General features: G+C 58.7%; 13 protein-coding genes and 1 tRNA gene. All 14 read left to right on the top strand.

The genetic code is table 11. The features are described 5' to 3' along the window. The first annotated feature begins 14 nt into the window (after positions 1-14). Positions 15-1,553 (top strand): hypothetical protein, encoded by a 1,539-nt coding sequence (locus tag IH944_06225; GenBank protein MCH7904149.1) that lies wholly within the window; start codon positions 15-17, stop codon positions 1,551-1,553. Positions 1,554-1,558: 5 nt separating this feature from the next. Continuing rightward, entirely contained in the window at positions 1,559-3,091 is a 1,533-nt protein-coding gene (purH, locus tag IH944_06230; GenBank protein ID MCH7904150.1) for a bifunctional phosphoribosylaminoimidazolecarboxamide formyltransferase/IMP cyclohydrolase, read from the top strand. A gap of 42 nt (positions 3,092-3,133) precedes the next feature. Then, positions 3,134-3,472 carry a hypothetical protein gene (locus tag IH944_06235; GenBank protein MCH7904151.1) on the top strand — a complete coding sequence of 113 codons (339 nt, stop codon included), beginning with the start codon at positions 3,134-3,136 and terminating at the stop codon, positions 3,470-3,472. A gap of 264 nt (positions 3,473-3,736) precedes the next feature. Beyond that, positions 3,737-4,810: a rod shape-determining protein gene (locus IH944_06240; GenBank protein MCH7904152.1), complete on the top strand. Its 1,074-nt coding sequence runs from the start codon at positions 3,737-3,739 to the stop codon at positions 4,808-4,810. A gap of 134 nt (positions 4,811-4,944) precedes the next feature. Beyond that, positions 4,945-5,610: a rod shape-determining protein MreC gene (locus tag IH944_06245; protein MCH7904153.1), complete on the top strand. Its 666-nt coding sequence runs from the start codon at positions 4,945-4,947 to the stop codon at positions 5,608-5,610. Beyond that, on the top strand, positions 5,607-6,098 hold the full coding sequence (mreD, locus tag IH944_06250) for a rod shape-determining protein MreD (protein ID MCH7904154.1): 492 nt from the start codon (positions 5,607-5,609) through the stop codon (positions 6,096-6,098). Before IH944_06245 ends, mreD begins: the two co-directional genes overlap by 4 nt. Next, positions 6,095-7,348, top strand: coding sequence for a Glu/Leu/Phe/Val dehydrogenase (locus IH944_06255; GenBank protein ID MCH7904155.1), 1,254 nt, complete (start codon positions 6,095-6,097; stop codon positions 7,346-7,348). The genes mreD and IH944_06255 overlap by 4 nt, the downstream gene beginning before the upstream one ends. Positions 7,349-7,369: 21 nt before the next feature. Continuing rightward, positions 7,370-7,954 carry a hypothetical protein gene (locus IH944_06260; protein MCH7904156.1) on the top strand — a complete coding sequence of 195 codons (585 nt, stop codon included), beginning with the start codon at positions 7,370-7,372 and terminating at the stop codon, positions 7,952-7,954. Between the two features lie 50 nt (positions 7,955-8,004). Then, positions 8,005-8,092, top strand: a tRNA-Leu gene (locus IH944_06265). A gap of 120 nt (positions 8,093-8,212) precedes the next feature. Continuing rightward, complete coding sequence (locus IH944_06270) at positions 8,213-8,449, top strand: hypothetical protein (protein ID MCH7904157.1); 237 nt, start codon at positions 8,213-8,215, stop codon at positions 8,447-8,449. A 36-nt stretch (positions 8,450-8,485) separates the two neighbouring features. Continuing rightward, complete coding sequence (locus IH944_06275) at positions 8,486-8,758, top strand: TlpA family protein disulfide reductase (GenBank protein MCH7904158.1); 273 nt, start codon at positions 8,486-8,488, stop codon at positions 8,756-8,758. A gap of 82 nt (positions 8,759-8,840) precedes the next feature. Beyond that, positions 8,841-9,704, top strand: coding sequence for a methylenetetrahydrofolate reductase [NAD(P)H] (gene metF / locus IH944_06280; protein ID MCH7904159.1), 864 nt, complete (start codon positions 8,841-8,843; stop codon positions 9,702-9,704). Next, complete coding sequence (locus IH944_06285; protein ID MCH7904160.1) at positions 9,705-10,385, top strand: phytanoyl-CoA dioxygenase family protein; 681 nt, start codon at positions 9,705-9,707, stop codon at positions 10,383-10,385. It abuts the gene before it with no gap. Between the two features lie 47 nt (positions 10,386-10,432). Then, positions 10,433-11,362 carry an aminoglycoside phosphotransferase family protein gene (locus IH944_06290; protein ID MCH7904161.1) on the top strand — a complete coding sequence of 310 codons (930 nt, stop codon included), beginning with the start codon at positions 10,433-10,435 and terminating at the stop codon, positions 11,360-11,362. Positions 11,363-11,387: the final 25 nt, after the last annotated feature.

Raw genomic sequence — 11,387 nt, forward strand, 5'->3', positions numbered from 1 at the left:
CTAAAATGGACGCGATGCGATTCGCGGTCAAGCTGACCTCAGACACGTTCGAAGCGGAACCGGGAGTCGCCTGTCCTGCCAGTTTCGAGGTCACGAACACCGGCCCTACTGCGCTGAGTTTCATTGTCACGGTTCGCGGCATCGACCCGCAGTGGGTGACGTCGAGCGAATTGACGTTCGAGCTGGCACCGGGCGAATCTAGCGTTGAAAGGGTGTTTTTGAAGCCAGCCAGAGAGCCCGAGAGCCTTGCAGCCGCGTACCCCTTCGAGATCGTGATCGCGACGAAGGACTCCGCTGAGAGCGATCGACTCCAGTGCTGTCTCAACGTCAAGCCGTTTCACAACATCAGCGTCGATATCCAGCCTAGGCGAGCCGTTGTCACGCCATTCAAAAGAACGGCCGGCGTCTCGGCGACGGTCGTCAATTTGGGCAACGTCGAGCAAACCATCCAATTCCACGCAAGCGACAACGACGACCTGTTCGCGTTCGACATTGCGGATCAGCAGGTGACGATCGCGCCTGGCCAGCAGAAGGCGGTCGCGATCGAGGTCACGGCAAAGCGAAGGGCGCTGCTGGCTAATCCACGCCTGCAACCGTTTACCGTGACGTGCAGAAGCGCCACTAATCGCGCAGTGTCGGCAAGTTCGCAGGCAATGGTCGAACAGCGAGCCCTGATCACCCCTGGCTATCTCGCCCTTGGCGCGCTGATCTTCATTCTGCTGGCTGCGTGGGCCGCGTTCATGCCTAAGGCGCCTGTCGTGGATAACGTCACGGTCGCCCCTACGCGACCGATGCTGCTCGACACTGTGACGATCCGCTGGTCCGTGTCAAACGCGAAGTCGGTCAAGCTCGTCATTGGCGACGATGTCATCAACGACCTTGCGCCGCAAGGAGAGCGAAATTTCATCGCTGAAAACAGCGGTCCGCTCGACATCGCCGTAACTGCATTCCGCGGTAAGCGCGCTAGCACGGCTGTCACGCGGAGGATTTTTGTAGTTGAGCCTGTGCTCCCTCCCGACCCAGTTATCGAAGTATTCCGAATTGAGCCAGCGGAACTCGTTGTCGGCGATATGTTCCAGATCACATACAAGTTTAACGACGCCGTCACTGAGGCAAAGCTCTCGCCAGGCGGCATCGTCCTGGATCCTGAGCTCGAAGGCATCAGATTAACGGCAGATCTTGCAGGCGTCTTCGAATACAAGATCGTCGCGCGGAACTCAGCTGGGCAGACCGTCGAGCGACGGCAAATGGTGATCGTCATTGCAGGTAGCAGGGCTAAAATCGTCACGTTCCGAGCAGAGCCGGCGGTCGTCGATCGCTTGGGCGGCCGGGTCACGATCACTTGGCAATTGACCAATGCAGAACGAGCGGAGTTAAGGTTCGAGGACCAGATGATTCTGCTCGCGATGGAAGGTCAGTTGGACTTCCCGGTCAATCGGGAGACGACGTTCAAGCTGATCGGCTACGATAACGAGGGACTAACGATTGAGCGCGAGATCGTCGTTTCGATCAAGCCGGAAGATCCGCCGACGTTGCCTCCTTGGCCGAACTAAACACAATGTCGCGTGCGCTCATTTCAGTCACTGACAAAACAGGAATTGCCGAATTCGCCCGAGCCCTCGCAGACATAGGATTCGAAATTGTCAGCACGGGCGGCACAGCCGAGGCCATCCGCAATGCGGGCATGCAGGTCACCGACGTTTCACAAGTGACAGGGTTCGCCGAAATGCTCGGCGGCCGGGTCAAGACGCTGCATCCCATGATTCACGCAGGGCTCCTCGGAGATCGCGCCAAAGAGGATCACGTCAGGCAAATGGCCGACGCGGGCATCGCAGGGTTTGATCTCTTGTGCGTGAACCTCTATGAATTTGAGCGCACCGTAACTGGCCCGCACAAATTCGAAGACGCGTTGGAGTCGATCGATATCGGCGGACCTGCGATGATACGTTCGGCGGCCAAGAACTGTTCCAACGTCACCGTCGTCGTCGATCCGGCTGACTACGACTCGGTCGTTTCGCACCTAGCGTCCAACACAATTGCGGACTTGAGGCAGTCGCTCGCCGCAAAAGCGTTTCGTCAAACGGCGTACTACGATGCGATGATCGCGCGGTATATGACCGAAGCGGCAGGCGACGGTCCGTTCACCGAGACAGTAACGATCGGCTTGGCAAAGCGCCAGACGATGCGGTACGGCGAGAACCCGCACCAGACTGCCGCGCTCTACGCCGACCCGCTCCTGCCAGGAGGAATCACGGCTGCGAAACAACTGTGGGGCAAGGAGCTGAGCTACAACAACGTCCTCGATTCCGACGCGGCCTGGGAACTCGTCTGCGATCTTGCTCCGGGCTCCTGCGCGATCATCAAGCACGGGAACCCGTGCGGAGCGGCGTCGGCATCCAGCCCTGCTGCCAGCTTTGTGCTAGCAAAGAAGTCCGACCCGGTCTCGGCATTCGGCGGAGTGGCCGCGTTTCACGGCACGATCGAGGGCGAAGCGGCGGCTGCCATGACCGAGAAGGGCAACTTCCTCGAGGTCGTCATCGCCGAAGCGTTCACCGCAGAGGCTCTTGAGCTGTTCAAGAACCGTTCGGGATGGGGGCAGCGCGTCAGGCTGCTCGAAGCCTCGATCGCTCCCGACTCCACCTACCTGGAGACGAGGTCGATCCGCGGGGGCGCGCTGCGCCAAACGTCTGATGAGGACCCCGGAGACGAGTGGCGGTTCGTGACGGAATCTGGGCCATCTGAGGCCCTCACGGCTGCGCTGCGCTTCGCTTGGCGGATCATTCCGCACGTCAAGTCCAACGCCATCGTCGTGTGCAATGAGAATCGACTCTTGGGCATCGGCGCTGGCCAAATGAATCGGGTTCAATCGGTGCGCCTAGCGCTCGAACAGGCAGGTACTGGGGCCGCAGGCGCGGTGCTGGCCAGCGACGCCTTCTTCCCGTTTCCAGACAGCGTCGAAACGGCCGCCGAAGCTGGAATTGCCGCGATCGTGCAGCCTGGAGGCAGCAAGAACGACGATAAAGTCATTGCGGCGGCGACAAAGTTTTGTATCCCTATGGCCTTTACCGGCGTCAGACACTTCAGACACTAGGGTCAAATCTGCTAGAATGGAGCCCCTGGTAGGAGATTAATCTTGAAGAATCAGAATGATTTTATTTGGGCTGGCGCATTTCTATTCGTCGCCATTATCGTGGGCCTAATCTTCTTGTTGAAGACCCGTAAGCCGGACCTCCCGCCAGCAGTGCCGACGATAGTAACCGAGGATGCTCAGATTCAGGAAGCCAGCGTCGTCTACGGCAACAGTCTGCCAGGCGGCGGCGGTGACTCCAGCGGCGGTGCCGGTAGCTCGGTCGGATTGGCGGCAGGCGGCGGCTCATTGGATCCGTCAGGCGGCTTTGCCGCTCCGTCCGGAAATGTCGGCGGAAGCAGCGGGGAAAGAGTCGGGCGGCCGAGTATGGGTGTCAGCCGGTAACCCTGCGGCGCCATTTAGCGGTTACAGCCCGCCACCGGCTTCTGCGGTGCGCCCCTACAGGTCCCAGCTGCCCCGCAGCTGGCTTCTAATCGCCCGTCGTAACGCGTCTGATTCCTTGTCGACGGTTCAGATCGTTTGCTCGTCTGCGAATGTTGGAAGCAGTTTCGGTAACTGATCTCCGACCGCGACTGGTAACCTTGTTGACCTTCCGATCGATAAGCGGATTACAACGGCTCGATTCGGTAGTGCGGAAAACTGATTTGGATGGCGAACAATCGTCAGAAGCCCCTCATAGCCAGGATTATTGACAAGTTCACCCTCGACGTAGGCATCGACTTGGGTACGGCCAACACGGTCGTCTTCATAGGCGGTCGGGGGATACAGATTCGTCAGCCGAGCGTAGTCGCCGTCAACAGAGACACCGGCAAGGTGTTGAAGGTGGGCGAAGAGGCGAAGAGAATGCTCGGGCGAACTCCAGCGAGCATCGTCGCGATTCGACCGCTCAAAGACGGCGTCATCGCGGACTACGATCAAACCTTGGCGATGATCAAGGAGTTTCTGCACATGGCGCGCGTAATTCGCGGCGGGATCATTCTGCGCCAGACAGTTGTGGTCGGCATTCCGAGCGGAGTGACGGAGGTCGAGCGCGACGCCGTGCTCGATGCCTGCCACAAGGCTGGCGCGCACAAAGCGTATTGCATAGAAGAACCGATGGCCGCGGCGATCGGAGCAGGACTGCCGGTCGGTGAGCCGGTGGGCTCCATGATCATCGATGTCGGCGGGGGCACGACCGAGGTCGCGGTCATCTCCCTCGGGGGGATCGTCCATTCGAGGTCGATTCGGATCGCAGGCGATGAAATCGATGAAGCGATCAGCGCATATGTGCGCCGCGCCTACAACCTTTTCATTGGCGAGCGCACGGCAGAGGCGATCAAGATAACAATAGGCAGCGCGTTTCCGATCGATGAGGAGCTGACTATGAACGTCAGAGGTCGCGATCTCGTCACAGGTCTGCCGCGCGAGGCGGAGTTGACGAGCGAGACGATCCGAGTGGCCATTCAAGAACCGCTCAGGGAGATCGTAGAGGCCGTCAAGCTGACTCTTGAAGCCACACCTCCCGAGCTTGCCGCCGACTGCATGAACAGCGGCATCTATCTCGCTGGCGGTGGAGCGCTGCTGCGCGGCCTGGATCATTTGATCGCAGCCGAGACCGGTGTCCAAGTCCACATCGCAAAAGACCCTTTGAGTTGCGTCGCCTTTGGAACCGGTCGAATGCTCGACCTTGTACACGAGGATCCGGCTATTCGCCGGATGTTGGAGCGAGCATCAAGAACCTAAAAGAAACACGCAGTACGGATTGGGCGGCGGTCGTAGGCCTGTGCATACTCGGCGTCGTCCTCGGAAACGTTCAGAGCCGGGCAAGATTCGACGGCCGGTTGGACCCTCTTACCAAAGCAGTGCAGAAAGTAGTCATGCCAGTCGCGAGAAGAGCGACTGCATCGATGCAGGCGACGCACGATTTTTGGCAGGGCTTTAGGAACGCTCGCTCGCTGCGAGAGAAGAACAGCCAGTTGGCGGAGGCCCTGAAGGCGGCAGAGCAGGACCTCTCTGAAAACGACGCGCTCAGGCGCGAGTTGGACGATCTCAAGCGTGCACTTGGATTAGAAGCGCCCGGCGACCGCGAGAAGATCTTCGCGCCGATCATCGGCTATGCACCTTACGAAAACAGGATTACGCTAGGCCGCGGGAGGAATCACGGAGTAGAGGCGCATCAGCCGATCATCACTGCAGACGGATTGGTCGGCGTAATTCAGACGGTCGATGACGACACGTCGCAGGCGCTCTTGATCACATCTCCCGCCTTGGTCATCGGCGGGCTCGTGCTGGGCGACAGCAACGTCGCCGCGTTGGTGCGAGGAGCAACGACGCACAGATTGGTCCTCACGATTCTAGATGACCTGGAAGTCCACACCGGAGAAATCGTCGTGACGAACGGGTACTCGAAATACACACCGCGCGGCATCCCGATCGGGGTTATCGTCGAAGTGCGGCACAATCCGGAATTCGGCGAGCGGCGCGCGTACGTGCTGCCCCACGTCTCAATCTCGGATTACAGCGAGGTGATCATCCTCAAGTGAAGGTCGTCGCGCCTTGGCTCGCGCTCGCGCTTCTGTTCTGGCTAGCGGCAGGGGTTCAGCACGGGGCGGCGACAAGGCTCGCGGTTTTCGGCGCCAATCCGGATTTTCTGCTGGTCGTGGCTTTTTGCAGCTCGATACTGACGAGGCCCGCCGCTTCTGCCGGACTCGGGTTCTTGGCCGGGGTGCTGCAAGGCGCCATGGCTGGTGCGCACCTCGCGCACCACGTCATTTCGCGGGCTCTCACATGCTTCTTCATCGGGTACGAAAGCAGACTCGAATTCGGCGTCAAAGTCGAGTTCGCTGCGCTGACCGTGGCGATCGGCACGGTCGTATCGCGCGTTCTTCTCGCGATCTTGGCCCCACCCCCTGAAATTTGGCCGTTTCTGCGAGCTACAATTGGCACGGCTATTTACAACGGGGTTCTAGCGGTGCCGACGTATCTGCTAGTCCGCCGGTTATTCAAGCATCAGGTGAAATCACGTATATGAATGAAGGCAAACGTGTGCTAGCAATGGCCGAAGAGCAGTTGGCCGTCGCCGCGAAGTACCTTGACCTCGACGAGGGGTTGCAAATGGTACTCACAAAACCGAAACGGCAGGTCGCCGTCAACTTTCCGGTGGTGATGGACAACGGTGAAGTCCAAGTCTTTGAGGGATTCCGCGTTCAACACAACGCTAGTAGAGGCCCGACGAAGGGCGGTCTACGCTACCATCCCGACGTCAATATGCACGAAACGACCGCGCTCGCGATGTGGATGACCTGGAAGTGTGCTGTAGTCAACATCCCCTACGGCGGCGCGAAGGGCGGCGTCAGGGTTAACGTCAAGCGCCTGAGTCGCCGAGAGGTAGAGAAGCTCACGCGCCGATTCGTCACGGAGATCACGAGCGTAATCGGAGAGAGAAGTGATATCCCTGCTCCAGACATCGGAACCGACGCAACCGTCATGTCGTGGATCATGGACACGTTGTCCATGCACGCTGGATACACTGTTCCCGGTGTCGTGACCGGGAAACCGATCGAGCTCGGTGGTTCAGAGGGTCGTGTAGAGGCCACGGGACGCGGCGTAATCGTCACCGCTGAAGAGGCTTGCAAGCTGATGAACCTCGATATATCCAACGCACGTATCGCCGTGCAGGGCTTCGGAAACGTTGGCTCGGTCGCTGCACGACTGGCCCACGACCTGGGCGCAAAAATCGTCGCCATTTCTGATACGAAGGGCGGCATTTACGATCCCGACGGCCTGCCGATTCACAAGCTCTACCATAAGTACGGCGGCTTCGACGGCGGCATTCACAAATTCAAGGAGTGTGACAACATCACCAATGAGGAACTGTTGGAGTTGGACTGCGATATCTTGATACCTGCGGCTATCTCTCGACAGCTTCACAGCGAAAATGCCGATAAGATCAAGGCCCGGCTGGTCGTAGAAGGCGCAAACGGCCCGACGACGCCAGAGGCGGACAGAATCCTGCGGGACAAAGGCGTGCTCGTGATCCCGGATATCTTGGCCAACGCTGGCGGCGTCGTCACCAGTTACTTCGAGTGGGTGCAAGACCTTCAGAACTTCTTCTGGGAAGAGTCCCAGGTCAACGACCGGCTGTCGAAGATCATGCAACAGGCGTTCGCTGCGGTGCACCAAACGATGCAGGCGCATAAGACCGATATGAGAACGGCCGCAATGATCATCGGAGTCAAGCGCGTTGCAGACGCGACCGTGATGAGGGGCATATACCCCTAGCTGCCGAGGTAATCTCGGCAAATGGCGAACAGTCCGTGGGGCGAAACGAAGCTTGAGCTGCGTCGCCAGATGTTCAAACTGATAGGCGCCAACTTTCGTATCTCGGATTCTGCCGGGAATCTGGTCTTGTTCTCGCATCAAAAGGGATTCAAGCTGAAGGAGGACATCCGCATCTACTCGGATGAGAGCATGAGCCAAGAGCTGCTGATCATCAAGGCGCGCCAAATCCTCGACTTCTCAGCGGCGTATGACGTTTGGGACCCCGTGGCCCGCGAAAAGGTAGGGGCTCTGAAGCGACAGGGTCTGAAGTCGATCGTGCGAGACGAGTGGATCATGATGGACGCGCAAGACCGTGAAATCGGAAAGATCATAGAAGACAGCATGCTTTTGGCTCTGCTTCGCCGATTTGCGACGAACCTCATCCCGCAAAACTACGACCTGGTGCTGCACGATGGAACCAGAATCGCAGAATTTCGGCAGCACTGGAACCCGTTCATCTACCGATTGGCGCTGGATCTCTCCATGGACGGTCGCGGAGCCGTCGATCCGAGGCTGAAGATAGGCGCCGCCGTGCTGCTAGCAGCGATAGAGGGCCGCCAGGGTTAGCGGGACCGCCATCGAAAAACCCCGGAGCAAGGGTATCCTTCCGCCGGTTTGCGCGAGTGGCGGAATTGGTAGACGCGCTACCTTGAGGTGGTAGTGCCCTATCCGGGCGTGAAGGTTCGAGTCCTTTCTCGCGCACCAAACTGGCCCTGGCTGTCAGTTATCTCAAAGATTCTCGCTTTTCTGACGGAACCTCCGGTCGGCTTTCGCCGTTTAGGAGGTAGGTCGTCGGCGAGGCGACTGCTCACGAGGACAAAAAATATGCTGAGTGCAATAATCCTGGCTCAAGTGATCACGATGGCTAGTCCAATGGCTCCAAGCCTAGACCTGCCCGTCGCTCAAGATCCCTACGCCGCCTACAAGAAAAACTTGATACCCATCGGGACGAAGGTGCCAAATTTCAAAGTCAAGGACGACAAAGGCAAGAACTTCGACCTGTACAAAACGTTCAACGACAAGACAAAAGCCACGATCATCAACTTTTGGTTCGCCACGTGACCCCCTTGTCGTGCGGAGTTTCCGCACCTTCAAGACCTGTACGCTAAGTACAAGGACAAGGGCCTCAACGTCATTGCTGTGAACACACAAGACTCTAGCAGCGCCATTCGACAGTTCCGCAAGGATTTCAAGCTGACTATGCCGCTCCTGCTAGGCAGCGGCGATCCTAGGAGCGTGCCCAAGCAGTACGGGATCATCGTCACTCCGACGAACTACGTCTTGGACAAGAACGGCAAGGTTGTCGCCCAGATCATTGGATACGACGAAGAAGCCATGCTCGAGGCGCTGAAGAAGCTAGGCATCAAATAGCCTTCGCTCCGATTCGGCAAGGTTATTGGGAGGGCGCGGATTCGCGTCCTCCCTTCAATTGTCTTACGTGTAAACTGGGCCGATGAGGATTCACTCGATGCTGGAGAGCGGTTCCCCGCTGTTCTCGTTCGAGTACTTTCCACCGAAAACAGCGAAAGGTGAGCGGAAACTTTTCGATACGATTCGGGCGATGAAGTCGCTCAAGCCCGCGTTCGTGTCGATCACGTGCGGCGCGGCAGGAACAACTCGAGCCCGCACCGTCGAATGGGCTGAGCGCATCAAGAACGACATCGGGCTGCAGGTTCTTGTACACCTTACTTGCCTGGGAATGACGCGTCATGAACTCGTAGATGCGATCCGCGCGGTTCGATCGGCCGGACTTTCGAACATCCTCGCCCTGCGCGGCGATCCGGCACAGGACGGAAGCGAGTTCGGCCATCCCGAGGGTGGCTGCAAGTACGCGATCGACCTCATTCAGATCATACGAGACGTATATCCGGAGGCTTGCGTCGTTGGAGCCTGCTACCCCGAGGGACACGTTGAGGAGGCCGATAAGCAGCTCGATCTCGACCGGCTCAAAGCGAAGTGCGACACGGGCCTCGACGTGCTCATAACGCAGTTGTTTTTCGAGAATCGGCACTACTTCGAGTTCGTGTCGCGTGCGCGAGACGCCGGAATCCAGCAGCAGATCATCCCAGGGATCATGCCTGTCACAAATCTGAAGCAGATCGAGAAATTCACGCGGATGTGCGGCGCTACGATCCCTCCCGAGCTGCTAACTAAACTCGAAGCGTGCGGCGATGACTCAGAGGCTGTGCTGGCCGTCGGAGTCGAGCACGCCACCGTGCAGTGCCGAGATCTGATCGACCGGGGTGCTCCGGGCCTGCACTTTTATACACTGAACAAGTCGCCTGCAACGCGCATGATCGTGGAGAACCTCAAGTAAGTGCCGAATTCGAAAGAGCAGGTCGAAGAGAACGGTTGCGCGCTCATAAAACGCGTACTAAACCCGGAATCTCTCACCGACCTTCGATCTATTCTGTCAGAATCGATCCCGCCAGGCAAACGTGCCGGAACGCGACGTCTGCTCACGATCCCAAAGATTAGAGAGCTCGCTGAAAGCGATGCAATCCTGAGTTTAGTGCGGGGAATCTTGGGCAGAGGCGCCAAGCCTGTTCGTGCAATTCTGTTCGACAAGCGGCCAGGGGCGAACTGGCATCTTGGCTACCACCAGGACCGCGTGATCGCGGTCAAGGAGAAACTGGACGCCGAAGGCTTTAGCGGCTGGTCTGTGAAAGAAGGAGTGCCGCACGTTCTACCACCGGCATCAGTTCTGGAACAAATGCTGACGATCCGCCTGCACCTCGACGACTGCACGCCCGGGAACGCGCCGCTCCGCGTTTCGCCCGGTACGCACCGACTTGGCATACTCGACAAAGCCGATGTGCCGGCGCTCGTCAAAGAGCACGGCGAGATCGTCTGCGCCTGCCGCGCGGGCGACGCGCTGCTCATGCGCCCGTTGATTCTCCATGCGTCTTCCGCTGCGGAGTCGCCGCACCACAGGCGCGTGATTCATATCGAATACACAGGCACCGAATTGCCGCATGGTCTGGACTGGTATGAGTAGCCGCTCGCAGTTTCGGGGCGACCCGCTAGGTTCGGATATCATCAGCCGTGCCCCAACCGTTCTCGCTACAGATGTTGCAGGCGTTCGCCGAGAAGCACGAGCTTTCGGGCGAGGTGCGCTACATCGGCTCTGGATACGTCAACTGGGTCTACGCGGTCGGCGACAACGTGATCGTACGCGCGACGAAGCAGGACATGGATCCCGAGGACTCTTACACGGAGGCCGTCGCGGTGCCTGCTGCGCGTGTGGCTGGACTGCGAACTCCAGAGCTCCTGGTCTTCGACGACGACCGCGATGCGATCGACTCGGTCGTCACTGTCTACGAAAGGGCGGACGGTGTTGCGCTCGGCTCGCTAAGGGTCGACCAGTCGGAGCTGCCATCACTCTATCGCGAGTTCGGTCGCGAAGTCGGTCGGTTGCACTCTCGCGTGAAAGAAGTCGACGACCCGAACGGCTGGCTCGACGAGCAGTACGACTATAAGCTCCAACAGGAGATCGACAAGGCGTTCGATATGAACAAGCTGGAAACGGTCAGCTACGACTGGTTGTGCAAATGGGCACAGAAGCTAGAACCCGCTACTCAGTCTGGCTTTGATAAGAAGTTCATCCACAACGATATGCACGCAGCGAACACCATGGTGCTGACAGATCCGCTTCGCTTGTCTGCGATCATCGACTGGCGCGACGCTTGTTGGGGCGACCCCGCGCAGGACATCGTCAAGACGCCCGTCTGGGCCGCGCCGTGGTCGATCGAGGGGTATCGGGAAGAAGGCGGGATCGTCGATGAGCTTTTCGTCGGTCGGGTGATTGTGCAGAACATCGGCATCGCAATGGATTCCCTAACCGGCGGTTGGGAAGATGTTGGGAACACGCCCTGGGAACCGATGTCCTCGAGCTTCTTCATCAACCTCGTACGCTTGATGGCGATGGATCTGCCTGACGAGTGGCGGCCGTGGATGCCGGACGCACCGATCTAATGTCGCCGCATCCTTTAGGTTGCGA

Source organism: Armatimonadota bacterium, from assembly GCA_022563855.1.
Taxonomy (GTDB): Bacteria; Armatimonadota; Fimbriimonadia; order Fimbriimonadales; family Fimbriimonadaceae; genus JADFMN01.